Origin of the sequence: Leclercia sp. G3L, assembly GCF_021117075.1 — a bacterium.
GTDB lineage: Bacteria > Pseudomonadota > Gammaproteobacteria > Enterobacterales > Enterobacteriaceae > Enterobacter > Enterobacter adecarboxylatus_C.
The window spans coordinates 3,215,798-3,239,221 of the sequence record NZ_CP088265.1 but is presented as its reverse complement, the minus strand read 5'-3'; the positions used below and the strand labels follow the sequence as shown (position 1 = coordinate 3,239,221).

Below are 23,424 nucleotides of genomic sequence, written 5' to 3'. Positions count from 1 at the left end.
GGAAATTTCAGGAATATCCTGAAGCCTGATTGCCGGGTGGCGCTGCGCTTACCGACCTGTGGGGCCTGCTTGCCGGGTGGCGCTGCGCTTACCCGGCCTACGGGACGTAGGCCTGATAAGCGTTAGCGCCATCAGGCGTTTACACCCGCACAGAAAGCATCGCTTTCAGTTCCGGCACGCAGGAGCCGCAGTTGGTGCCGCAGCGCAGTTTTGCCCCCAGCGCCGCCGCGGAGTCGCATCCTTGCGCAATCGCCTCGCGGATCGCGTTTTCACCGATGCTGAAACAGCTGCAGATAATGCGCCCGGGATCAACGCGCTCGCCGGGATGCTGCCCGTTCAGCAGAGCGTGACGTTCGGCCAGCTGTACGGGCGCGATGCGAAACGCTTCTTCGATAAAGCTGTGCGCCAGCGCCGGCAACCCGGTGCCTTGCCAGAATCCCAGCATCAGTGTCCCGTCATGCCAGGCCAGCACGCTGCGGCGATCGCCGGTTTGCGCGATTTGCAGCTGCCAGCCCTGCCCAGTGCAGTGATGCATCAGCCATTCCAGCAGCGGTTTGTCCCCCGCCAGGGTCAGCCGCGTCACCCCGGCCGTCGCCTTGCGCCACCAGTGGACATGCACTGGCAGCGCCAGTTCCTCCCGGTTGTAAAGCTCCCCCTGCCAGGCGGGCTGCCACGGCATCAGCCGCACCGCGGTTTGCTTGCTTTCGGGCTGACCGGAATGGGGATCGCAGCGCCCCTCCACCAGCGCATTGACCTTGCCCTGGCGCGAAAAACAGCTGTTCCAGTGCATCGGGACGAACAGCTCCCCGGCGCGCTGCCCGTCACCGATCCGCGCCCGGGCCACCATCAGCCCGCGCGGGGCGCTGATGCGCGTCAGCTGTCCGTCCTGAACTCCCAGCCGGGCGGCATCCTGGGGGGAAATATCCACCGTCGGCTCATCCCGGTGCTGCATCAGGCGCTGGACATAGCCGGTGCGGGTCATTGTATGCCACTGGTCGCGGAGTCGACCGCTGTTGAGCAGTAAGGGATAGAGCAGATTCGGCGCGGCGGCGTGCGGCTGTGGGGTGACCGGCACCCGCCGGGCGTGGGTTAACGCCTCCCGGTTAATCGGCCACTGCCAGGGGGTCAGTTGATTCCACTGCGCGCGGGTGAGCTGCGCCAGCGCCGCGAGGTTCAGCTGCCGCTCGCCCTGGTTTTCAAAGGCGGTCAGCGCGGCGTGTTCGGTAAAGATGGCGTGGGGATGATCCCAGGCAAAGGCCGCGCCGTAGCCCAGCTTTTCAGCGAGTCGGGCGATGATCCACCAGTCCGGTTTCGCCTCGCCGGGCGCGGGCAGAAAAGCGCGCTGGCGCGAGATGCGGCGTTCGGAGTTAGTCACCGTCCCCTCTTTCTCTCCCCAGCCGAGCGCCGGAAAGCGAATGTGGGCGAAGCGGCTGGTATCGGTGTCGCGCATTACTTCCGAGATCATCACCAGCGGGCAGGCCGCCAGCGCCTGACAGACCGCATGGCTGTCCGGGAGCGACACCGCCGGGTTGGTGCCCATGATCCACACCGCCTTCACCTCGCCGCGGGCAATGGCGTCGAATAGCTCTACCGCCATCAGCCCTGGCGTCTGGGCCAGCCGCTCCGTCCCCCAGAAGCGCGCCACCCGGCTGAGATCGTCCGGCGTGAAGTTCATATGCGCCGCCAGCTGATTCGCCAGCCCGCCCACCTCGCGCCCGCCCATCGCATTGGGCTGACCGGTCAGCGAAAACGGCCCGCAGCCTTCGCGGCCTATTTTGCCGCTCGCCAGGTGGACATTGATAATGGCATTGCACTTGTCGCTGCCGCTGGTGGACTGGTTGATCCCCATGGTGTAGAGCGTCACCGCCCGCGGGGCGGCGATAAACCAGGCGTAAAAGGCAGCGACATGCTCGGGCGGCAGGCTGCAAAACGCCGCCACGCGTTCAGTCGACCAGTCGCTGGCCTGCTCAGGGTCAATGGCGTTCAGCAGGCCGACAAACAGCCCGGCATCGCTCCCCGGCGTCAGGGCCAGATGCAGGTCGGCAATGTCGCAGGTCGCGGTGCGCCGGGGGTCGATCACCACCACCTTCAGCGCCGGATTATCAATTTTCGCCTGCACCAGGCGCTGATAGAGCACCGGATGGGTCCAGGCGGCGTTGGAGCCCACCAGCACCACCAGGTCGGTATGCTCAACGTCCTCGTAGCTGCACGGAACAATGTCCTCCCCGAAGGCGCGCTTGTAACCCACCACCGCCGAGGACATGCAGAGCCGGGAGTTGGTGTCGATATTGGCCGCCCCGATAAAGCCTTTCATCAGCTTGTTGGCGGCGTAGTAATCCTCGGTCAGCAGCTGGCCGGAGGCATAAAAGGCCACCGCCTGCGGCCCGTAGGTGTCGACGATCGCCTGGAGACGGCTACCCGCCGCCTCCAGCGCCTGCTCCCAGCTCACCGGCCGATCGTCCACCTCCGGATGCAGGAGTCGTCCCGCTAACCCGGTGGTCTCCCCGAGCGACGAACCTTTGACGCACAGCCGCCCAAAGTTGGCCGGATGGCTGTCGTCGCCGCGCACGCTCACCTCGCCGTTGTCGACGCGGGCGATTACGCCGCAGCCCACGCCGCAGTAAGGACAGGTCGTCTGGGTTTCACTCATGAGGCCTCCGCACGCATCACCAGCTCTTGGCTGCCTACCATGACCTGATTGCCGTCAACCTTCACCGGCCAGGCGCGCACCGCCACTTCGCCGGTGTCGACCTGCCGCCCGTCGCGCAGGCGGATCCGCGTCTTAAACAGCGGGGAGATCACCACCGGCTCCCCCCCGGCATCGCCCAGAATACCGCGCGACAGCACGCTGACGCTGCCGCCCGGCTCCCTGTCCTCCAGGGCGTAGACCGACTTGCCGAAGCGGAACAGCGCAATGGGCTGCTCACCCAGACGGGCACCGATCCCGGCCTGCTCGGGGATCTCCTCCAGGGTACAGACCGCCTGCCAGCGCTTTGATGTCACCGGCGCGGCATCGAGGGTGCGGAACTGCGCCAGCCGACCCGGATCCTGCAGGGTGGTCTGCCATTCGCACTGGTACGTATCCACCACCCGCTGCATCTCCTGCTCCAGCTCGTCGGCAATGCCGAGGCTGTCATCGATGATCACCTCCCGCAGGTACTCCAGCCCGCCCTCGAGGTTATCCCGCCAGGTGCTGGTGCGCTGCAGGCGATCGGCGGTGCGGATGTAGAACATCAGGAAGCGATCGACGTAGCGCAGGAGGGTGGCGTCATCGAGATCGCTGGCAAAAAGATCCGCGTGGCGCGGCTTCATCCCACCGTTGCCGCACAGATAGAGGTTCCAGCCCTTGTCGGTGGCGATCACCCCCACGTCCTTGCTCTGGGCTTCGGCGCACTCGCGGGTGCAGCCCGAGACGGCCATCTTGATTTTGTGCGGGGCGCGCAGCCCCTTGTAGCGGTTCTCCAGCGTCACCGCCAGGCCGGTGGAGTCCTGCACACCGTAGCGGCACCAGGTGGAGCCGACGCAGGATTTCACGGTGCGCAGGGATTTGCCGTAGGCGTGGCCGGTTTCAAACCCGGCGTCGATCAGCTGCTGCCAGATCTCCGGGAGCTGCTCCAGCCGGGCGCCAAACAGGTCGATACGCTGTCCGCCGGTGATTTTGCTGTACAGCTGGTAGCGTTTGGCGATCTGGCCGATGGCAATCAGCCCGTCGGCGGTCACCTCCCCGGCGGCCATCCTCGGCACAATCGAGTAAGTGCCGTCTTTCTGGATGTTGGCGAAGTAGCGGTCGTTGGTGTCCTGCAGCGGCAAATGGGCCGGTTTTAGCAGGTATTCGTTCCAGCAGGAGGCCAGCACCGAGCCCACCAGCGGCTTACAGATCTCGCACCCGTGGCCCTGGCCGTAGCGGCTGATGAGCTGGTCAAAAGTGTGGATGCGGTTGACGCGCACCAGGTGGTAGATCTCCTGGCGCGAGTACGCGAAGTGCTCGCAGATATCCTTCTTCACCTCCACGCCCTGGGCCGCCAGCTGGAACTCCATCACCTGCTTCACCAGCGCGCTGCACCCCCCGCAGCCGGTGGCCGCTTTGGTGCACTGTTTTACCGCCCCGATGTCGGTAGCACCGTTGCTCACCGCCTGGCAGATATCGCCCTTGCTGACGTTGTGGCAGGAGCAGATCTGCGCGCTCTCCGGCAGGGCCGCCACGCCCAGCGCTTTCGGGGCGCTGCCCGCCACCGCGGGCAGGATCAGGGTCTCGGGATCCTTCGGCAGGCGGATATCGTTGAGCATCATCTGCACCAGGGTGGCGTATTCGCTGGCATCCCCCACCAGCACCCCGCCGAGCAGGGTTTTGTTGTCGGCGCTGACCACGATCTTCTTGTAGATCTGCTGCGGGCCGTGGGTCCACTGGTAGCTCTGCGCTCCCGGCGTGCGGGCGTGGGCATCGCCAAACGAGGCCACGTCCACCCCCAGCAGCTTGAGTTTGGTGCTCATATCCGCCCCGGTGAAGGCGTTCGCCTCCCCGGCCAGCGCGGCGCTGGCTACCCGCGCCATCTGATAGCCCGGGGCCACCAGGCCATAGATTTTCCCCTCCCAGAGGGCGCACTCCCCGATGGCAAAGATGTCCTCGTCAGAGGTGCGGCACTGGTTGTCGATATTGATCCCGCCGCGCTCCCCCAGCACCAGACCGCAGTCCCGGGCCAGCGCATCCTGCGGGCGGATCCCGGCAGAGAAGACCACCATGTCGGTGGCCAGCTCGCTGCCGTCGGCGAAGCGCAGCACTTTGCCCGCGTCGGTATCGGCAATTTCGGTGGTGGCTTTGCTGGTATGCACCCCCACGCCAAGGGCTTCAATTTTGCGCCGCAGCATGGCGGCCCCGTCATTATCCAGCTGTACCGCCATCAGGTTCGGGGCGAACTCCACCACGTGGGTCTCCAGTCCGAGCTGTTTCAGGGCGTTGGCCGCCTCCAGCCCCAGCAGCCCGCCGCCAATCACTACCCCAGTGCGGGAGCCTTTGGCATGGGCAGCAATCTGGTCCAAATCGTCAAGGGTGCGGTAGACAAAGCAGCCCGGCAGGTCGCGCCCCGGTACCGGGGGTACAAACGGATAGGATCCGGTCGCCAGCACCAGTTTATCCCAGTGGGTTTCATGCCCGCCTGCGGTGCGCACCACCCGGGCGTCGCGATCGATGGCGACAATCTGCTGGGACAGGCGCAGCTCAATGCCGTTATCGGCAAAGAAATCCCCGGCCACCATTGACAACGAGTCGGCGCTGCGTCCGGCAAAGTATTCCGACAGATGGACGCGGTCATAGGCGGCATAGCGCTCTTCACCGAAGACCACAATCTGGTATTGCTGATGCAAACCGCGGTTCACGCAGTCTTCAAGAAAATGGTGGCCGACCATACCGTGCCCAACCACAATCAGAGTAGGTTTTGTCATCGCGTTTTGTCCTGCAACCTGCGGCTGCGTAGTGAATCGATCGAACAGCCAGTCCGCCTGGGCGGGTTCTGACGTAGCCAGTAAATCGGTGAGGGTGGCCGCGCTGCGACACTCCCCCATCAGCAGCACGCCTGCCAGCGTGCCGTTGCGAACCAGTAAGCGGCGGTAGTGGCGGGTCAGCGGATCCCAGCTGGTCCACACCGAATCATGTTGTTGCGCGGTCACCTCCCCGACGCTGAACAGCTCAACGCCGGTCACCTTCAGGCGCATGCCGTTTTGCATCGGGGTAAAGGGGGTGACGTTTTCCCCGGCCAGACGGGCGGCGAGGATCTCCGCCTGGGCCAGGCACGGGGCCACCAGCCCCCAGGTCTGGCCGTCAATTTCGCAGCACTCGCCGATGGCGCTGATGCCATCCAGGGCGGTGCGCATCTGGTCATCCACCAGAATGCCGCGCCCGCACGGCACGCCGCCTTCCTGCGCCAGGGCGATGTTGGGCGTCACGCCGGTCGCCAGCACCACCCGCGTGGCGGCCAGAGTGCGTCCGCTACTGAGGGTGACGCTGTCGGCAGCAATCGCCGTCAGGCCGCCGTTCAGCTCGCAGCCGATGCCCCGCTCGCTCAGCGCCTGCTCCAGCAGTAGCCCGGCCTGCTGATCCAGCTGCTGCTCCATCAACCAGGGGCCACGATGCACTAAAGTGACGTTGTCACCTCTCAACCGTAACGCCGCAGCGGCTTCCACGCCGAGCACCCCGCCCCCCAACACCACCGCCGGGCCGGGGGTCGCCAGAATGGCGTTGACGTCATCGAGGGTGCGGAAGGTAAAGACGTACGGCAGACCCACTCCGGGGATCGGCGGCACAAAGGGCTGGGATCCGGTGGCAAACACCAGCTCATCCCACCCCATCAGACGTTTATCGGTGCGCAACATCCGCGCCGCGCCCTCTACCGCCAGCACCCGCTCGCCGCAAAGCACCGTGACGCCGCGCGCACGATACCAGGCGTCATCGTGCAGCTGCGTGGCGGCGGCCTGTTTCTCGCCGCCGAGTACCGGGGAGAGCTGTATGCGGTTATAGGCCGGTGCCTGCTCGTCACCGATGACGGTGATGACGAAGCGCCCGGGCGCGCGGTCGGTCAACGACTCAATCAGCCGCGTTGCCGCCATACCGTTTCCAATGATGACCAGGCGCATAGTGGCGCTCCTCAGGCCGCTTTCGGCTGTTTTTCGTAGAGGAAATGGAGGATCTGCTGGCGCATATGGTGATAGCGGCTCTCCTCCGCCAGCTGCACCCGGTTACGCGGGCGCGGCAGGTCGACGCGCAGGATCTCCCCCACCGTCGCCGCCGGGCCGTTGGTCATCATCAGGACCCGATCCGAGAGCAGCACCGCCTCGTCGACGTCGTGGGTGATCAGCACGATGGTGGTGTTCAGCTCCTGCTGAATTTTCATCACCGAATCCTGGAGATGGGCGCGGGTCAGGGCATCCAGCGCGCCGAACGGCTCGTCCATCAGCAGCACTTTCGGCTTCATCGCCAGGGCGCGGGCAATGCCGACCCGCTGCTTCATCCCGCCGGAGATCTCCCCCGGACGCTTGTGGATGGCGTGTCCCATCTGCACCCGATCGAGGTTGTGCTCGATCCACTCCCGGCGCTCGGCCTTGCTCATGCTGCGGCGGAACACCTGATCCACCGCCAGGGCCACGTTGTCGAAGCAGGTGAGCCAGGGCAGCAGGGAGTGGTTCTGGAACACCACCGCCCGCTCCGGGCCCGGCCCGGCGATCTCGCGGTTGTCGCAGATCAGCCCGCCTTCGGTGGGCAAGGTGATACCGGCGATCAGGTTCAGCAGCGTCGATTTACCGCAGCCGGAGTGGCCGATCAGGCTGACGGTCTCGCCCTCGTGAATATCAAAAGAGACGTTTTGCAGCGCCAGAAACTCGCCGCTGGCGGTGGAAAAACGCTGGCTGACGGCCTGGACCTGAATTAATGGTTTCATGTGCGCTCCTTATTTTTCCTGCCAGCTGAAACGACGGGCGATCAGCATCAACCCCTGCTCCAGCAGCAAACCCACCACGCCGATAATGACGATGGCAATGAGAATGTTTTCGACGTTGAGGTTGTTCCACTCGTTCCAGATCCAGAAGCCGATCCCCAGGCCCCCGGTGAGCATCTCGGCGGCGACAATCACCAGCCAGGCGATGCCGATGGAGAGGCGGACCCCGGTCAGGACCGCAGGCAGCACGGCGGGAAACAGAATGCGGCGCATTACCGTCCACTCGGAGAGTTGCAACACCCGCGCCACGTTGAGGTAATCCTCGGGGATGCGGCGCACCCCTTCGGCGGTGTTGATGACCATCGGCCAGATGGAGCAGATGAAAATGGTCCAGCTGGAGGCGGGCTCCGCCTTCTGGAACAGCAGCAGGCCAATCGGCAGCCAGGCCAGGGGGCTGACCGGGCGCAGCAGCGCGATCAGCGGGTTAAACATGCGCGCCAGGAAGGTGAAGCGGCCAATCATAAAGCCCAGCGGGATCCCCACCAGCGCCGCCAGGCCAAAGCCAATGGCCACGCGCTGCAGCGAGGCCAGCACGTTCCAGCCCACCCCCATGTCGTTCGGGCCGTCGCGGTAGAACGGGTCGGCAAACAGGGTGATGGCCGAATCCAGGGTGCTGAGCGGCGTCGGGAAGCCTTTGCTGTTGATGGCCGCCAGCTGCCCGGCGATGACCAGCAGCCCGAGGCCGAGCAGGGCCGGAATAAGGCGCTGCAACAGGTCGTTGAACCGGCGGGCAAACGCGGGTGAGCGGCGGCGCACCTGCACCGGCGGCAGGGCAATCACTTCCCCGCTGACCGGCGCGGCGGGTGCCGCTTTGGTGTTAACTTTTTTCATATCAGGCCCCTGTACGGTGAATGGCGAAACGGTTGGCGTAACCCTGTGGATCGGTGCCGTTCCAGACGGTGCCGTCCATCAGGGTGCTGCTGCGCAGCGGTGACGATGGTGCGCGAATGCCGCCCACCGCCGTGGCGGCGTCCTGCCAGACGTCGGTGCGGTTGATGCGTTGAGCGATGGCGGCGTAGTCCGGGTCGGTTTTCAGCAACCCCCAGCGACGGAACTGGGTTAAGAACCACATCCCGTCGGAGTGCCACGGGTAGCTGACCGCTCCGTCCTCAAAGAAGCGGATCGGGTGAGCGTCCTGCCAGCGTTGCCCCACCCCGTTGTCGTACTCACCCAGCATCCGGCCGGTGAGGTACTGCTCTTTGGTGTTGAGCCAGGCGCGACGGGCCAGCAGTCGGGCGGTCTCTTCTTTGTTCTGCGGCGAGGCATCGATCCAGCGCTGGGCCTCCAGCAATGCGCTGACCAGCGCCCGGGCGGTGTTGGGGTGGGCATCAACCCACTCCCGGCGGGTGCCGAGGATCTTCTCCGGGTGTTCCGGCCAGATGGACTGGGAGGTGGCGGCGGTAAAGCCGATGCGATCGTTGATGGCGCGGGCGTTCCACGGCTCGCCGACGCAGAAGCCGACCATATTGCCGATGCGCATGTTCATCACCATCTGCGGCGGCGGCACCACTACGGTGCGCACGTCGTCAAAGGGGTTAATGCCCGCGCTAGCCAGCCAGTAGTAGAGCCACATGGCGTGAGTGCCGGTAGGAAAGGTGTGGGCGAAGGTGTAGCTGCCCGGCGCCTGTTGGCCGATCAGCTTCTTCAGCCCCTCGCCGTCACGCACGCCCTGCTGGGCCAGATCGCTCGACAGGGTGATCGCCTGTCCGTTCTGGTTGAGGGTCATCAGGTTAGCCATTGGCTTGGGCTTACCGGCGATGCCCAGCTCCAGGCCGTACAGCAGGCCATAGAGAATGTGCGCGGCATCCAGCTCTCCGGCCACCAGCTTGTCGCGCACCGCCGCCCAGCTGGCCTCTTTGGTGGGCACCAGGGTGAAGCCGTATTTTTTATCGAAGCCCTTATACGCCGCGATCGCCAGGGGCGCGCAGTCAGTGAGCGGGATGAAACCTACGCGCACCGTCTCGAGTTCCGGTTTATCGGAGCCTGCAGCCCATGCGCCCTGCATCACGCCCGGCAACATCAGCGCCCCGCCTGCCAGCGCGCTGGCCTGTAAAAAACGCCGCCTTGTCCATTCCACCATGCTCACTCCTGAAAAAAAGCCAAAAAAAAGCGCCCGGCAGTGCCGAAGCACTGCAGGACGCCTTTATCCTGAAGACCGTCGCACCGCCGTTGGCGCGTGGTCTCAAATTGTGATTTAACTAATGCAAAGGGGATGCCAGCTTTTAAGGCCCTGGTTTACGGGCCTTTTCCGCCATCCCGCAGCCAGAACGCACCTCAACCATGCACAGGTTGCCCGCCTGAGGTGCAGCTACTGCTGCCAGAGTGCCTTGACGGTGAGCAAGGCCCGGGCGATATCCACCATCCGCTGGTTCTTGTCCATCGCCATCTTGCGCAGCTGACACCAGGCCTGCTCCTCGCTCATCTGCTGATGGGTCATCAGCACGCTTTTGGCTTTATCGATCACCTTGCGCTCCTCGAGAGTGTCGCGCATCGAGGCCAGCTGGCGGGAGAGCTGCTCTATCTCCCGCGCCTGCTGGCGCACCAGCGGCAGGAGCGGCTTTTGCGGATAGAGGGCCAGCGGCTCTTCGGAGGATGGCTCCTCCGGCAGGTCGTCGTCGGCCCGGCCAATCAGCGCCTCCACCGCCAGCATCAGATCGGCAATTTGCATCTCTTCCAGGGCGCGCAGGTGTTCGAGACGTTCGGTTTGCAGCGAGAACCAGTGCAGCGCCAGCACGCCCTTATCCGCTGCGGGCTGGCGGGTACAGGCCAGCCGCCGCAGCTGTTCGGTTTCGGCTCCCGGCACGCTGAGGGCGAAATGGTCGTGCACGCTGGCGGGGGTCAGGGAGAGAAAGACCTCGAAGCAGGCCTGCTGCCCGTCGATGCGGTCCACCAGGGTCTGGCGCATCTCATCGCTGAAAAAGCCCTGGGTAAAGCCGATCGCCCCCAGCGCCCGCTCCTGGCCGACCAGCTCTTTACCCTGCATCAGGCTATAAAGTGCAACAAACCTGCCGGCGAGTTGCGGATCGTCAATGCTGTCGTTGAGCTGGGGTACGATACTGAGCAGGTTGCGCAGGGTGCGACTGTAGCGCTCCATCGCCACGTCGGCGGGCAGCGTACAGGCGGTGATGACCTCGCGTAATGCGGGCAGCTGTTCCAGGCTCTGCAGGGCGTTCGCCACCCGCTCGCTAAGGGCGCCGCTGGCCATCAGCGGCGTGCCGAGCACCTGGTGCAGCGCCTGGAGATGTTCGTCCACCAGCGCGCGGCTGGCTTTACATTCGAGGGCATACAGCATGCCCCGGGAGCAGAGCCAGATGTTGGAAGCTCCGCGCTCGCACTGTAGCATGTGCGCAAGATGACTGATTCGGCTGACAAGCGTGCCCAGCTGCGCCAGTTTGCATAGCTGTTGTTTACGCATCAGCCTGGCGTGCTGAAACCATTCGGTGGCGCCGGTGATGTTCGTCATGCTTTCTCTCCCGGGTCAGTGTTTGACAGAGAGAAGCAATTTTCATGCCTTTTATACTTTTCAGGAGTCAAGATGCAGAAGATCGTGATTGTCGCCAACGGCGCGGCCTATGGCAGTGAATCCCTGTTTAACAGCCTGCGGCTGGCGATTGCCTTGCGCGAGCAGGAGAGCGAGCTGGATCTGCGCCTGTTTTTGATGTCCGACGCGGTGACCGCCGGGCTGCGCGGCCAGAAGCCTGCCGAGGGCTATAACATTCAGCAGATGCTGGAGATCCTCACCGCACAAAACGTGCCGGTGAAGCTGTGCAAGACCTGCACCGACGGCCGCGGTATCAGCGCCCTGCCGCTGATTGAGGGGGTGGAAATCGGCACTCTGGTGGAGCTGGCGCAGTGGACACTATCCGCAGATAAACTATTAACTTTCTAATAATGATTTAACTAAAATATTTTTTTCTTATGAGCGCGGTTCCAGCATCAAGTTTGCCTGCCCGATGCCGATAGGCTTCTTACAACAACACAGCAGGTATTACATTTATGTTCAGGTCAATTCGCGCTCGTATTATTGCGGCGACGGTCGGATGTCTGATCGCCGCGCTCCTTCTGAACACCGTGATTAATTTCCAGGTCACGCGTCAGGACAATCAACAGTCGCAACGCGACATGCTGGCCAGCACCAGCGCCAGCCACAGCCTGGCGATTGGTGACTGGGTCAACAGCAAAACCGCGGTAATCAACTCCCTGCAGAACGTCGCCCTGAGCGACGATCCGGTGCCGATGTTCAAACAGCTGGCGCAGGCGGGCGGGTTTATCAACGTCTATGTGGGTTATGCCAGTAAAACCGCGAAGTTCTCCAATCCTGACGGCGTACCTGCCGACTACGATCCCACCATACGTCCCTGGTATCAGCAGGCGGTGAAAGAAGATCGTGCCATCGTCACCGCGCCTTATGTCGATACCGGCACCAAAAAGCTGGTGGTCACTTTTGCCGTGCCGGTGAAAGAGAATGGCGAGCTGAAAGGGGTGCTGGCGGGTGACGTAGCGATGGACAGCGTGATCGCCAACGTGCGCGGTATTCATCCGACCCCGGCCAGCAGCGGGCTGTTGATTGACAGCGACGGGACGGTGATCGCCGCCAACGACCCTGCCCTGACCCTGAAAGCCTTTACCGATGTCATCAGCGGCGTCGATCTGAATGTCCTCAGGAGCGGTAAGAGCGCCGAAGGTCAGTTCAACGACGCGACCAAAACCTTTGCCGCCACCCCGATTGCCGGCACCCAGTGGCAGCTGATTGTCGCCCTCGACAGCAATGATGCCACCTCCGGGATGCGCACCCTGCTGAAGGCCTCCTCCCTGTCGCTGGTGATCCTGGTTCTGCTCAGCGCCGTCGTGGTTCACTTCGTGATTGCCCGTCTGCTTAAACGCCTGTCGGATATTCGCGATGCGATGCACGCCATCGCCAACGGCACCAACGATCTCTCTCAGCGTCTGCCTGAGAAAGGCGAGGATGAGGTAGCGCAGATCGCCCATGCCTTTAACGCCTTCAGCGACAAACTTTCGGTGGTAATGGTACAGCTTCGCGACGCCAGCGCCTCGGTGAAAAACGCCGCCCAGGAGATCGCCGCCGGTAACCAGGATCTCTCTGGCCGCACCGAGCGGGCCGCCTCCAGCCTGCGCGAAACCGCCAGCGCCGTGGAGCAGATCACTGCCTCCGTCGCCCAGTCGACCGAATCGGCCGCCATCGCCAACGAGCAGGCGGGCAAAGCCTCAGAGGCAGCAACCCGCGGCGGCAGCGTGGTCTCCCAGGCGATCACCACCATGCAGTCCATCGAAGCCGCCTCGACTAAAATTGGCGATATCACCAGCGTGATCGACGGTATCGCCTTCCAGACCAATATCCTGGCATTGAATGCCTCGGTTGAAGCCGCGCGTGCAGGTGAACAGGGTCGTGGTTTTGCGGTGGTGGCAGGTGAAGTGCGTAATCTCGCCAGCCGCAGCGCCCAGGCGGCAAAAGAGATCAAAAGCCTGATCGACTCCACCACCGACAGCGTGGCGACCGGTTCACGCTATGTGCATCTGGCGGGCCAGAGCATGGATGAGATCGTCACCAGCATCGGCAGTATGTCGGGGATCATGCGGGAGATCACCGTCGCTACCAGCGAGCAGATGAAAGGCATTCAGGAGATCAACCGGGCGGTGACGCATCTGGACAGCATGGTGCAGCAGAACGCCGAACTGGTGGTGCAGTCGGCCGCCGCGGCAAGCGCCCTGCAGGGTCAGGCAGGCGAGCTGGCTGAAACCGCCGGACATTTCCGCATTTAATGTTAATCCGCTGCCTGAAAGCGGTGTAAAGCGGTGTCCGCTGAAAGCTTTCAGGCATATTGTCATTTTTGTTTAAGGGTTATGCCATTTTTTGATCAAAATCAGCACCCCCGACCTTCCCCTTTGGTGTTATGCCATGAGTGAATTGTGAACAACATCACGCTCAGGATTGGCCGCAAGGAGAGCGTTGTTTTGAGATACGGGGTAAAAAATGGCACTGGTAAAAGCAAGTCTGAAGTTGTTTGGCGGGGATACGGTGGTGGTGCGCTGCTCGGAGCGCTGTCATATTCATCTGATGAGTAACAAAGCAGCACGTAAAACGCAGGCGGATATTCTGAGCGTGCAGAACAGGGACAGCGCCTGGCTCACGGTGCCCTACACCGGCACCTGGGAGGTGCTCATCGACAGCCACAGCCAGTCGCTTGAGCACTCCATCAGCTACGTCGCCGCCTGATGAGCAATCGCCCGGTACGCTGCAAAGCCACCGGGCGTTTTTTCAGGCGAAGCTCGCATTCAGCGGGTTATCGGGCTGGGCGCCATCAAGCAAGGCCCGCACGCGCGACACCAGCTCATTCAGACAGTCATCCCGCATGCCCAGCCGCGTCAGCTCCTGATCGAGCGAGAACAGGTACTGCGCGTTAGTGCCAAGCGGGCCGCTGGCCGCCGCAATCAGCGGGGCAATCACCTGCGCCCGGGTATCGGCTTCAAACAGCGGATGGCGCGGATCCATAATGAACACCAGCGCATTGACGGTGCGTCCGTCATCGAGTTCCAGCTTGCACCAGCTCGGCATATAGCAGCCGGTGATCATCTCGCGCTTCCACAGCAGGGCCAGCTCCTCTTCCAGCGTGGTATCCGGCAGGCGATAGGCCACCCCCGTGGTGCGTCCGCCCTCTTTCAGTGCAAGCATGCGCCCCGGCTGGCAGGCGCTACCGCGACCGGCGGTCAGGCGCAGACAGAAGGCGCGGTGCCAGCCCGGCAGGGTTCCGGTTGCCGATTCGACAAACTCCAGCGCCGGGTTCCACATCAGCGAGCCGTAGCCGAAGAGCCACACCGGACCGTTGTCGGGACGGCAGGCAAGCGTTGCTGCCAGCGATGCCGCCCGTTGTTCGGCTGACCACAGAAGCGATTCTTCAATCGCACCAAAGGCCGTTTTACAGTCGGCCTTCATAAGAAAATCACGCGTTAACATAGTGCACCTCCGCCACTGCCTGCTTCCCTGCCCACACTTTTATGAACCTTCCAGGTCTTTTTACTGCTCAATTAGAAAGCAGTACCGTGACGATATGCAATAATTTTGCCGGGTGCAACAGATGGACAGCGCAACCGCCTTAAAAGTCAAAGCGCAGGGTGCAAACTATTAAGCACAGGCAATCAGGCAGGCGCTATTTCTTCTTGTGCCACTTGTCATCATCGCCCTTCTCGTAATCATTCTTCACTGCCGCCCAGGCCACGCGGTGCGCGGTCTCCTCCCGACTGGCATCGCCCCGGCGGTCCTCTTCATCCTTGTATTGATCCCAGGCGCTGTTGAAAGCTTCTTTATAAATATCCTGCGCGTGGGCCGGCAGCACGTGCTGAACATTGTCCGGTAAATCAGTTTTCGATTTGTATGGCATATCAACCCCCTATTTTTAATCAATTAATAAGTGTGGTAGACAATGCCGGAGGCTTCCAGTCAAATTAATAATCGGATAATGGTTTTATTTAATTTACTGTTATTAAGGATATATTTAACAGAAATATCTTATTATGTCGTTTTCGACTTAAAATCACCTCAAACCGTAAAATTAAGTAAAATACAATCAGTAACCTGTGGCAATCTGTTAATTTAACGTCCTCTTTTTCTATCTATAATGACAAGCACCTGCAACTCTGGAGAACTACATGACAACCGCACACGAGACGGTGAAAACCCGTCATAAGGAGACCTCTCTCATTTTCCCGGTGCTGGCACTGGCCGTGCTGCTCTTCTGGGGAAGTAGTCAGTCACTGCCAGTGGTTATCGGGATTAATGTCCTGGCACTTGTTGGTATTCTCAGTAGCGCCTTCAGCGTTGTTCGCCATGCCGACGTGCTGGCCCACCGTCTGGGAGAGCCCTACGGCTCGCTGATTTTAAGTCTTTCCGTCGTTATTCTCGAAGTGAGCCTTATTTCCGCACTGATGGCGACCGGTGATGCGGCTCCCACCCTGATGCGTGATACGCTCTACTCCATCATTATGATTGTGACCGGGGGGCTGGTCGGCTTTTCGCTGCTGCTGGGCGGACGCAAATTCGCCACCCAGTACATGAATCTGTTTGGTATTAAGCAGTATCTGATCGCCCTCTTCCCGCTGGCGATTATCGTGCTGGTGTTCCCGATGGCGCTGCCGGGCGCTAACTTCACTACCGGCCAGGCCCTGCTGGTGGCGCTGATTTCTGCGGCGATGTACGGCGTTTTCCTTCTCATTCAGACCAAAACGCACCAGAGCCTGTTCGTGTATGAGCACGAAGACGAGAGCGACGACGACGATCCGCACCACGGCAAGCCGTCCGCGCACAGCAGCCTGTGGCATACCGTCTGGCTGATCGTGCATCTGATTGCGGTTATCGCGGTCACCAAAATGAATGCGAACCCGCTCGAAACGCTGCTGACCGAGCTGAACGCGCCGGTAGCCTTTACCGGCTTCCTGGTGGCGCTGTTAATCCTCTCCCCGGAAGGGCTGGGAGCGCTGCGTGCGGTGCTGAACAATCAGGTGCAGCGCGCGATGAACCTGTTCTTTGGGTCGGTACTGGCGACCATCTCCCTGACGGTTCCGGTGGTGACGCTGATTGCCTTCATCACCGGCAATGAACTGGTGTTTAGCCTGGGGGCACCGGAGATGATTGTGATGGTGGCGTCGCTGTTGCTGTGCCAGATTTCGTTTTCAACCGGGCGCACCAATGTGCTCAACGGCGCGGCGCATATGGCGTTGTTTGCGGCCTATCTGATGACGATATTTGCGTGATGCGGTAATGCCGGGTGGCGGCTACGCCTTACCCGGCCTACAACTGAACCCGTAGGCCCGCGCAAGCGCAGCGCCGCCGGGCATAAAAAAACCCGCCGAGGCGGGTTTTTTTATTTTCTGGCTTAGTTGCTGGTATCCAGCACTTCAAAGTTCTTAACCAGGTCGTCAATCGCTTTGATCTGTTTCAGGAACGGCTCCAGCTTATCCAGCGGCAGTGCGGATGGGCCGTCGCATTTCGCGTTGGCTGGATCCGGGTGCGCTTCGATAAACAGACCCGCCAGACCGGTTGCCATACCGGCGCGCGCCAGTTCGGTCACCTGTGCACGACGGCCACCGGAGGCGGCGCCAAACGGGTCGCGGCACTGCAGAGCGTGGGTTACGTCGAAGATCACCGGCGACTGGTTAGAGACGTTCTTCATCACGCTGAAGCCCAGCATGTCGACCACCAGGTTGTCATAACCGAAGTTAGCGCCACGGTCGCACAGGATCACCTGATCGTTACCGCCTTCGATAAACTTGTCGACGATGTTCCCCATCTGGCCAGGGCTTACAAACTGCGGTTTTTTCACGTTGATGACCGCGCCGGTTTTCGCCATCGCTTCAACCAGGTCGGTCTGACGGGCGAGGAACGCCGGCAGCTGGATCACGTCAACAACGTCAGCCACAGGCTGCGCCTGGCTGGCTTCATGCACGTCGGTGATCACTTTCACGCCAAAAGTCTGCTTCAGCTCCTGGAAAATCTTCATCCCCTCTTCCAGACCGGGGCCACGGTAAGAGTGAATAGAGGAGCGGTTGGCTTTGTCAAAAGAGGCTTTGAACACATACGGGATACCCAGCTTCTGGGTCACGGTCACGTAATGTTCGCAGATACGCATCGCGAGATCGCGGGATTCCAGAACGTTCATGCCGCCGAACAGCACGAACGGCAGGTCGTTCGCCACGTTGATATCGCCAATGCTAACCACTTTTTGTTTCATAGGATCGCCTTATTCAGGGTGAATCGGAGTTAAGATTAATGCAGTGTAATCTGTTTATGCGCGATGGAATTAATCTGCGCGCGGATCATCTCGCTGATCGGATCTTCCGGGCACTGCTCAACGAAATAACTCAAATCCGTCAGCGCGACGTGGTCGCACTCGAGCTGGACGTAGATCAGACCGCGATCGCGGATCTCATACGGGTCTTCCGGGTTAAACTGCAACAGCACCTCGCTGGCACGCAGCGCCAGCTCCATCTGCCGCTCTTCCATCAGCGCCGATTTTAAGGTGTCCAGCAGCTTGCGCACCACTTCAGCGTTATCCGCTTCGTCCAGATCTTCATTGTACAGCTCGGCCATCGGGCTGATATTGCCCTTCAGCCAGACGTCCAGCGTGTGATCGTCAAGGGTGTCGCCGTTGAACGGGTTAATTAACCACATTTCACCGTCCAGCCACTCGGCGCGCAGCAGCATCTGCGTCGGGAAGATGACCGGCACCAGCGGGATATCCAGGCGGTGCGCCACCCATAATAAAATGGCCCCCAGGGAGACAGCGCTACCCTGACGGTTTTTCAGTACCTGATCGAGCCACAGCGCATCGGAGAGGCGATACACGCCACGCGTGTCGCTAAAGCCCCATTCGCCGTAGAACAGCTCAATCAGTTTCTCCAGTTGCCAGTCCTGCGGGCGCGCCTGACTTATCTCTTCACGCGCCAGACTCACCAGATTCTCCAGCTCGTCGTAGACGTATTGTGAAATGAAATCATCACGGATCATCTCTGATACTTTGATCATTCCATCGCACAACGGCACTTTGTTAAATTCGAAATCGGCCAAGGACTCCATGACTTACCCCAGTAACGGTATTCTTGTGGTGGCGAGTTTAATGATGATGTACAGCACCACCAGCCCCAGCAGAAAGGCGATAAACCCCACCTGCTGGCTGCGCGGACGATGACGTCCCAGCGCAATAAAACCCAAAACGATGTAGATGATAACGCCAAACAGCTTCTCAGTCAGCCATGCGCCGTCATCGGTGAACGGCAGATAGCCAGTCACCCACATCAGCCCCGCGCCCGACACAAAGAGTACGGTGTCGATGCAGTGCGGCAGCACCCGCACCCAGCGGGCGTTAATCAGCTGATTATTGCTGTAACGCCACCAGTAACGCAGCGCGAAAAAGCTGATGGTCAGGGTGACGGCGGTCAGATGCAGGGCGATCAGCACGGAGAAGCTATTCATGGCAGTTTGCCCACGGTCAGACGCTCATTGCCGCCATAATCGCGACAGGTTTCGACGCGTTCAAAACCGGCCTGCAGGAAGAGTGCCCGCACCGCTTCGCCCTGCGTCCAGCCGTGTTCCAGCAGAAGCCAGCCGCCGGTCACCAGATGCTGACGGGACTGAGTAATGATATGGCTGAGATCGGCCAGGCCATGATCGGCAGCGACCAGCGCGCTGCGCGGCTCGAAGCGCACATCGCCTTCAGCGAGATGCGGATCGGCTTCATCGATGTAGGGCGGGTTGCTGACGATGGTCTCAAACTGCCGATCGTCGAGGGCGGTGAACCAGCTGCTGTGCAGCACCGTGACGTTTGGCAGCGCCAGACGCGCAAGATTACGCTGTGCCAGCGCCACCGCATCGGGCATGACATCCACGGCGGTGACCTGACAATCCGGGCGTTCACTGGCCAGCGCCAGAGCGATGGCTCCGGTGCCGGTGCCTAAATCCAGAATGCGCGCGGGCGTGGCGGGCAGTCTCGCCAGTGCCTGCTCCACCAGACACTCGGTGTCGGGACGGGGGATCAGAGTCGCCGCGGAGACATACAGCGGCAGCGACCAGAACTCACGCTCACCCACCAGGTGGGCCACAGGCTCGCCGGCCTTGCGGCGGGCCAGGAGGTCGTGAAGCTGAGTCTGCTGATCGGCAGTAAGCTGCGTTTCGCCAAAGGCGAGTATATACGTGCGTGCTTTGCCCGTCACATGCTCCAGCAGGATCTCCGCATCGCGACGGGGGCTCTCACCGCCCGCCAGCCCGCTAATCGCCTGCTGTAGCCAGTGCTGAAAATCCATTAATCCTGCTCTGCCAGCGCCGCCAGCTGATCGGCCTGGTACTCCTGCACGATAGGTTCGATCAGGGAATCCAGCTTGCCTTCCATGGTCTCATCCAGACGGTAGAGGGTCAGGTTGATGCGGTGATCGGTCACGCGGCCCTGCGGGAAGTTGTAGGTACGGTTGCGATCGCTGCGATCGCCGCTGCCCAGCAGGTTGCGACGGGTAGAGGCTTCGGCCTGCTGACGTTTTGCCATCTCTGCCGCATGAATACGCGCCCCCAGCACCGACAGCGCTTTGGCTTTGTTTTTGTGCTGGGAACGTTCGTCCTGGCACTCAACCACAATGCCGGTTGGCAGGTGGGTAATACGGATCGCGGAATCGGTGGTGTTAACGTGCTGACCGCCGGCCCCGGAGGAGCGGAAGGTGTCGATACGCAGATCCGCCGGGTTGATATCCGGCAGTTCGGCTTCCGGCAGCTCAGGCATCACCGCCACGGTGCAGGCGGAGGTGTGGATACGCCCCTGTGATTCGGTGGCCGGTACGCGCTGCACGCGATGACCGCCGGATTCAAACTTCAGGCGACCGTACACGCCGTCACCGCTGATTTTGGCGATCACCTCTTTATAGCCGCCATGTTCGCCTTCGTTGGCGCTCATGATCTCCACGCGCCAGCGGCGGGATTCGGCATAGCGGCTGTACATGCGGAACAGATCCCCGGCAAACAGGGCCGCTTCATCCCCGCCGGTTCCGGCGCGGACTTCGACGAAGGCGTTGCGTTCATCGTCCGGATCTTTCGGCAGCAGCAGAACCTGCAGCTGTTGCTCCATCTCTTCCGCGCGGACTTTGGCGTCCTGCAACTCTTCCTGCGCCATCTCGCGCATTTCCGGGTCGTCGAGCATCATCTGCGCGGTTTCGATATCTTCCTGAACCTGTTGCCAGTCGGTAAAGCATTTTGAAACATCGCTTAATTGCGCGTATTCACGCGACAGGGCGCGAAAACGTTCCTGGTCGGCAATGGTTGCGGCATCGCCAAGCAGCGCCTGAACTTCTTCATGGCGCTCGTGCAATGCTTCCAGTTTGGCGACGATAGAGGGCTTCATAGGCGTAAGTGCACCTTATAATAATAAAATGGGTATGGCGCGCTATTCCAGCCCGAGGCTGTCGCGCAGAATGTTCAGGCGTTCGTCGTCCCCGTCACGGGCGGCCTGTTGAAGTGATTTGGTTGGGGCATGGATCAGGCGATTGGTCAGTTTCCATGCCAGTTCCTGCATGATGACCTGCGGATCGCCGCCCTGCTCGAGGGCCGCCATCGCTTTGGCAGTCAGTTCATTACGGACCTGTTCCGCCTGACCGCGGTACTCGCGAATGGTCTCGCTGACGCTTTGCGCGCGCAGCCAGGCCATAAATTCGCTGGTTTCCTGCTCAACGATCGTTTCCGCCTGCACCGCTGCCGCTTTACGCTGGGCAAGGTTGTGCGAAATGATGCTTTGCAGATCGTCCACGCTGTACAGATAGGCATTCGCCAGCTTGCCGACGTCGGGCTCGACATCGCGCGGAACGGCGATATCCACCAGCAGCATCGGCTGATTACGGCGGGACTTCAGGGCGCGCTCCACCATGCCTTTACCGATGATCGGCAGCGGGCTGGCGGTGGAGCTGATGATGATATCCGCTTCGCTCAGACGGGCGTCGATGTCGCTGAGGGCGATCACTTCTGCCCCCACTTCATCCGCCAGCACCTGAGCGCGTTCGCGGGTGCGGTTGGCGATCATCATCTTTTTAACTTTGTGTTCACGCAGATGGCGCGCCACCAGCTCGATGGTTTCGCCCGCGCCCACCAGCAGCACAGAGACCGTGGAGAGCGATTCAAAGATTTGTCGCGCCAGGGTACAGGCGGCGAAAGCAACCGAAACGGCACTGGCGCCAATGTCGGTTTCGGTTCGCACTCGCTTGGCGACGGAGAAGGATTTCTGGAACATGCGTTCCAGCTCGCTGGCCTTAAGGTGGCCTTTTTGCGAATCGGCAAAGGCTTTTTTCACCTGACCGAGGATCTGCGGCTCGCCCAGCACCAGCGAATCGAGCCCGCTGGCCACGCGCATCAAATGGCTGACCGCATCGTTATCCTGATGCCAGTACAGGCTGTTGCGCAGCTCTTCTTCGTTCAGGTTGTGGTACTCGCATAACCAGCGGACCAGCGCTTCGTGCAGGTTGTCCTGCTCTTCAACGCTGAGATAGAGCTCAGTACGGTTGCACGTTGACAACACCACGCCCCCCTGCACCATCGGCTGGGCAAGCAGACTGTCCAGCGCCTGGTCGAGCGTGTCCGGCGAAAACGTCACACGTTCTCGCAGTGATACCGGGGCTGTTTTGTGGTTAATACCGAGTGCTAAAAGGGTCATATGAGCGGGAGTAGTACCAGCGTTAATAAGGTTAGCAGGCCGCATCATACAGGATGCGCGAGATCAATAAAAGAGACTGCACCCTTTCGGAGTAATAGGTTATTAGTTGTTATTAACCGTTAATTTGATGATTTAGGACAACTTGAGCGTAGACGCTCCCGCTACCGGGCGCTAGCATTAAGAACTATAACTGCCACGTATCTCAAGGATTTGTCCTCATTATGACCAGACTGATTCGCCTGCTGCCCCTGGCCGCGCTGGTGCTGACCGCATGTTCCATTACGCCGCCTAAAGGGCCAGGTAAAAGCCCGGACTCACCGCAGTGGCGCCAGCATCAACAGGAAGTGCGCACATTAAGCCAATATCAGACCCGCGGCGCCTTTGCTTATCTGTCGGATCAGCAGAAGGTCTACGCCCGCTTCTTCTGGCAGCAAACCGGCCAGGATCGCTATCGTCTGCTGCTGCTGAACCCGCTTGGCAGCACGGAGATGGAGCTGATTGCCCAGCCTGGCAGCGCCCAGGTCACCGACAATAAAGGGCAGAAATATACCGGTACCGATGCCGAAGAGATGATCGGCAAGCTGACCGGGATGCCGATTCCGATCACCAGCCTGCGCCAGTGGATCCTCGGCCTGCCGGGCGACGCCACCGACTATAAGCTCGACGACCAGTATCGCCTGAGCGAGGTGAACTACAGCCAGAACGGCAAAACCTGGAAAGTGGTGTACGGCGGCTACGACAGCAACAGCAAACCGGCCCTGCCGTCCAGCCTGGAACTGACCGAAGGCAGCCAGCGCATCAAGCTGAAAATGGATAACTGGATTGTCAAATGATGACCCACTGGCCGTCGCCCGCAAAACTGAACCTGTTTTTATACATTACCGGCCAGCGTGCTGACGGGTATCACACTCTGCAGACGTTGTTTCAGTTTGTTGACTATGGCGACACGATTTCCATTGAACTGCGTCAGGACGGAGAAATCCGTCTGCTGACGCCGGTCGAAGGCGTGGCCGATGAGGATAACCTGATCGTGCGCGCCGCCCGTCTGCTGATGCGCGCCGCGCAACAATCCGGACGTCTGCCTGCGGGCAGCGGCGCGGATATCAGCGTTGAGAAACGGCTGCCGATGGGCGGCGGGCTCGGCGGCGGATCATCTAACGCCGCCACCGTGCTGGTGGTGCTCAACCACCTGTGGGGCTGCGATCTCACGGTGGATGAACTGGCCGCGCTCGGGCTGACGCTCGGGGCCGACGTGCCGGTGTTTGTCCGCGGACATGCGGCCTTTGCTGAAGGGGTGGGCGAGATCCTCTCCCCGGCAGAACCCGCGGAAAAATGGTATCTGGTGGCCCACCCGGGGGTCAGCATTCCGACCCCGGTTATCTTTAAAGATCCGGACCTTCCGCGCGATACGCCAATAAGGTCAATAGAAACGTTATTAAACTGTGAATTCAGCAACGATTGCGAGGATATCGCAAGAAAACGTTTTCGCGAGGTTGATGTCGCGCTTTCCTGGCTGTTAGAATACGCGCCGTCGCGCCTGACTGGCACAGGGGCCTGTGTCTTTGCTGAATTTGATACGGAATCCGCTGCACGTCAGGTGCTCGAGCTGGCTCCAGAGTGGCTGCATGGTTTCGTAGCGCGTGGTATGAACATCTCCCCGCTGCAGCAGGCCATTCTGGCGCAATCTGAGTTTCGGTGACAACGTCACCCTGTTCCAGACGTTGCATCGCGCTCTTTAATACACCGCC

General features: G+C 61.0%; 20 protein-coding genes. 6 read left to right on the top strand and 14 right to left on the bottom strand.

The features are described 5' to 3' along the window. Positions 1–139: 139 nt before the first annotated feature. The 6 genes from LRS40_RS16950 to nasR all read right to left on the bottom strand — a co-directional run bounded on the left by LRS40_RS16950 (position 140) and on the right by nasR (position 10,947). Positions 140–2,650 carry a nitrate reductase gene (locus tag LRS40_RS16950; protein ID WP_231312149.1) on the bottom strand — a complete coding sequence of 837 codons (2,511 nt, stop codon included), beginning with the start codon at positions 2,648–2,650 and terminating at the stop codon, positions 140–142. After that, entirely contained in the window at positions 2,647–6,627 is a 3,981-nt protein-coding gene (nirB, locus tag LRS40_RS16945) for a nitrite reductase large subunit NirB (RefSeq protein WP_231312148.1), read from the bottom strand. Before nirB ends, LRS40_RS16950 begins: the two co-directional genes overlap by 4 nt. Before the next feature lie 11 nt (positions 6,628–6,638). Beyond that, the gene (locus LRS40_RS16940; protein WP_225758598.1) at positions 6,639–7,427 is read right to left on the bottom strand and encodes an ABC transporter ATP-binding protein; all 789 of its coding nucleotides are present in this window, start codon (positions 7,425–7,427) and stop codon (positions 6,639–6,641) included. Between the two features lie 9 nt (positions 7,428–7,436). After that, on the bottom strand, positions 7,437–8,315 hold the full coding sequence (ntrB, locus tag LRS40_RS16935; RefSeq protein WP_231312147.1) for a nitrate ABC transporter permease: 879 nt from the start codon (positions 8,313–8,315) through the stop codon (positions 7,437–7,439). Between the two features lies 1 nt (position 8,316). Next, on the bottom strand, positions 8,317–9,564 hold the full coding sequence (locus tag LRS40_RS16930; protein WP_231312146.1) for a CmpA/NrtA family ABC transporter substrate-binding protein: 1,248 nt from the start codon (positions 9,562–9,564) through the stop codon (positions 8,317–8,319). A 228-nt stretch (positions 9,565–9,792) separates the two neighbouring features. Then, positions 9,793–10,947, bottom strand: a complete 1,155-nt coding sequence (gene nasR / locus LRS40_RS16925; RefSeq protein WP_231312145.1) for a nitrate regulatory protein NasR — start codon at positions 10,945–10,947, stop codon at positions 9,793–9,795. Between the two features lie 72 nt (positions 10,948–11,019). Between nasR and ychN the strand changes: the two genes are divergently transcribed. The 3 genes from ychN (at position 11,020) to LRS40_RS16910 (ending at position 13,719) form a co-directional block, all read left to right on the top strand. Beyond that, positions 11,020–11,373, top strand: a complete 354-nt coding sequence (gene ychN / locus LRS40_RS16920; protein ID WP_142489852.1) for a DsrE/F sulfur relay family protein YchN — start codon at positions 11,020–11,022, stop codon at positions 11,371–11,373. A gap of 107 nt (positions 11,374–11,480) precedes the next feature. After that, entirely contained in the window at positions 11,481–13,265 is a 1,785-nt protein-coding gene (locus tag LRS40_RS16915; RefSeq protein WP_231312144.1) for a methyl-accepting chemotaxis protein, read from the top strand. 211 nt (positions 13,266–13,476) lie between these two features. Then, complete coding sequence (locus tag LRS40_RS16910) at positions 13,477–13,719, top strand: DUF1883 domain-containing protein (protein ID WP_142489854.1); 243 nt, start codon at positions 13,477–13,479, stop codon at positions 13,717–13,719. Between the two features lie 42 nt (positions 13,720–13,761). On the opposite strand, the gene LRS40_RS16905 is transcribed toward LRS40_RS16910, so the two are convergent. Together LRS40_RS16905 and chaB are read right to left on the bottom strand one after the other, a co-directional pair. Further along, positions 13,762–14,457: a gamma-glutamylcyclotransferase gene (locus tag LRS40_RS16905; protein WP_156263984.1), complete on the bottom strand. Its 696-nt coding sequence runs from the start codon at positions 14,455–14,457 to the stop codon at positions 13,762–13,764. Positions 14,458–14,650: 193 nt separating this feature from the next. After that, a complete protein-coding gene (gene chaB / locus LRS40_RS16900) occupies positions 14,651–14,881 on the bottom strand; it encodes a putative cation transport regulator ChaB (RefSeq protein WP_142489856.1) in 231 nt (76 codons plus the stop codon). A gap of 268 nt (positions 14,882–15,149) precedes the next feature. On the opposite strand from chaB, the gene chaA reads away from it, so the two are divergent. Continuing rightward, complete coding sequence (chaA, locus tag LRS40_RS16895; protein WP_231312143.1) at positions 15,150–16,250, top strand: sodium-potassium/proton antiporter ChaA; 1,101 nt, start codon at positions 15,150–15,152, stop codon at positions 16,248–16,250. Between the two features lie 122 nt (positions 16,251–16,372). Here the strand turns inward: chaA and kdsA are convergent, their stop codons facing one another. Genes kdsA through hemA form a run of 6 tightly spaced genes read right to left on the bottom strand, consistent with a single transcriptional unit; the run spans position 16,373 to position 21,676 of the window. Then, on the bottom strand, positions 16,373–17,227 hold the full coding sequence (gene kdsA, locus LRS40_RS16890) for a 3-deoxy-8-phosphooctulonate synthase (protein WP_231312142.1): 855 nt from the start codon (positions 17,225–17,227) through the stop codon (positions 16,373–16,375). Between the two features lie 35 nt (positions 17,228–17,262). Then, positions 17,263–18,072, bottom strand: a complete 810-nt coding sequence (sirB1, locus tag LRS40_RS16885; RefSeq protein ID WP_142489859.1) for an invasion regulator SirB1 — start codon at positions 18,070–18,072, stop codon at positions 17,263–17,265. A 3-nt stretch (positions 18,073–18,075) separates the two neighbouring features. Next, complete coding sequence (gene sirB2 / locus LRS40_RS16880) at positions 18,076–18,468, bottom strand: invasion regulator SirB2 (protein ID WP_142489860.1); 393 nt, start codon at positions 18,466–18,468, stop codon at positions 18,076–18,078. Continuing rightward, a complete protein-coding gene (prmC, locus tag LRS40_RS16875; RefSeq protein WP_231312141.1) occupies positions 18,465–19,295 on the bottom strand; it encodes a peptide chain release factor N(5)-glutamine methyltransferase in 831 nt (276 codons plus the stop codon). The genes sirB2 and prmC overlap by 4 nt, the downstream gene beginning before the upstream one ends. Next, the gene (gene prfA / locus LRS40_RS16870) at positions 19,295–20,377 is read right to left on the bottom strand and encodes a peptide chain release factor 1 (RefSeq protein ID WP_106993217.1); all 1,083 of its coding nucleotides are present in this window, start codon (positions 20,375–20,377) and stop codon (positions 19,295–19,297) included. Before prfA ends, prmC begins: the two co-directional genes overlap by 1 nt. A 42-nt stretch (positions 20,378–20,419) precedes the next feature. Next, positions 20,420–21,676 carry a glutamyl-tRNA reductase gene (hemA, locus tag LRS40_RS16865; RefSeq protein WP_142489862.1) on the bottom strand — a complete coding sequence of 419 codons (1,257 nt, stop codon included), beginning with the start codon at positions 21,674–21,676 and terminating at the stop codon, positions 20,420–20,422. Between the two features lie 221 nt (positions 21,677–21,897). Between hemA and lolB the strand changes: the two genes are divergently transcribed. Next, entirely contained in the window at positions 21,898–22,509 is a 612-nt protein-coding gene (lolB, locus tag LRS40_RS16860; RefSeq protein ID WP_142489863.1) for a lipoprotein insertase outer membrane protein LolB, read from the top strand. Then, the gene (gene ispE, locus LRS40_RS16855; protein WP_231312140.1) at positions 22,506–23,375 is read left to right on the top strand and encodes a 4-(cytidine 5'-diphospho)-2-C-methyl-D-erythritol kinase; all 870 of its coding nucleotides are present in this window, start codon (positions 22,506–22,508) and stop codon (positions 23,373–23,375) included. Before lolB ends, ispE begins: the two co-directional genes overlap by 4 nt. Positions 23,376–23,424 lie beyond the last annotated feature (49 nt).

Coding starts and splice junctions, on each gene's coding strand:
- LRS40_RS16950 (WP_231312149.1), bottom strand. CDS start 2,650: ATGAGTGAAACCCAGACGACCTGTCCTTACTGCGGCGTGGGCTGCGGC.
- nirB (WP_231312148.1), bottom strand. CDS start 6,627: ATGCGCCTGGTCATCATTGGAAACGGTATGGCGGCAACGCGGCTGATT.
- LRS40_RS16940 (WP_225758598.1), bottom strand. CDS start 7,427: ATGAAACCATTAATTCAGGTCCAGGCCGTCAGCCAGCGTTTTTCCACC.
- ntrB (WP_231312147.1), bottom strand. CDS start 8,315: ATGAAAAAAGTTAACACCAAAGCGGCACCCGCCGCGCCGGTCAGCGGG.
- LRS40_RS16930 (WP_231312146.1), bottom strand. CDS start 9,564: ATGGTGGAATGGACAAGGCGGCGTTTTTTACAGGCCAGCGCGCTGGCA.
- nasR (WP_231312145.1), bottom strand. CDS start 10,947: ATGACGAACATCACCGGCGCCACCGAATGGTTTCAGCACGCCAGGCTG.
- ychN (WP_142489852.1), top strand. CDS start 11,020: ATGCAGAAGATCGTGATTGTCGCCAACGGCGCGGCCTATGGCAGTGAA.
- LRS40_RS16915 (WP_231312144.1), top strand. CDS start 11,481: ATGTTCAGGTCAATTCGCGCTCGTATTATTGCGGCGACGGTCGGATGT.
- LRS40_RS16910 (WP_142489854.1), top strand. CDS start 13,477: ATGGCACTGGTAAAAGCAAGTCTGAAGTTGTTTGGCGGGGATACGGTG.
- LRS40_RS16905 (WP_156263984.1), bottom strand. CDS start 14,457: ATGTTAACGCGTGATTTTCTTATGAAGGCCGACTGTAAAACGGCCTTT.
- chaB (WP_142489856.1), bottom strand. CDS start 14,881: ATGCCATACAAATCGAAAACTGATTTACCGGACAATGTTCAGCACGTG.
- chaA (WP_231312143.1), top strand. CDS start 15,150: ATGACAACCGCACACGAGACGGTGAAAACCCGTCATAAGGAGACCTCT.
- kdsA (WP_231312142.1), bottom strand. CDS start 17,227: ATGAAACAAAAAGTGGTTAGCATTGGCGATATCAACGTGGCGAACGAC.
- sirB1 (WP_142489859.1), bottom strand. CDS start 18,072: ATGGAGTCCTTGGCCGATTTCGAATTTAACAAAGTGCCGTTGTGCGAT.
- sirB2 (WP_142489860.1), bottom strand. CDS start 18,468: ATGAATAGCTTCTCCGTGCTGATCGCCCTGCATCTGACCGCCGTCACC.
- prmC (WP_231312141.1), bottom strand. CDS start 19,295: ATGGATTTTCAGCACTGGCTACAGCAGGCGATTAGCGGGCTGGCGGGC.
- prfA (WP_106993217.1), bottom strand. CDS start 20,377: ATGAAGCCCTCTATCGTCGCCAAACTGGAAGCATTGCACGAGCGCCAT.
- hemA (WP_142489862.1), bottom strand. CDS start 21,676: ATGACCCTTTTAGCACTCGGTATTAACCACAAAACAGCCCCGGTATCA.
- lolB (WP_142489863.1), top strand. CDS start 21,898: ATGACCAGACTGATTCGCCTGCTGCCCCTGGCCGCGCTGGTGCTGACC.
- ispE (WP_231312140.1), top strand. CDS start 22,506: ATGATGACCCACTGGCCGTCGCCCGCAAAACTGAACCTGTTTTTATAC.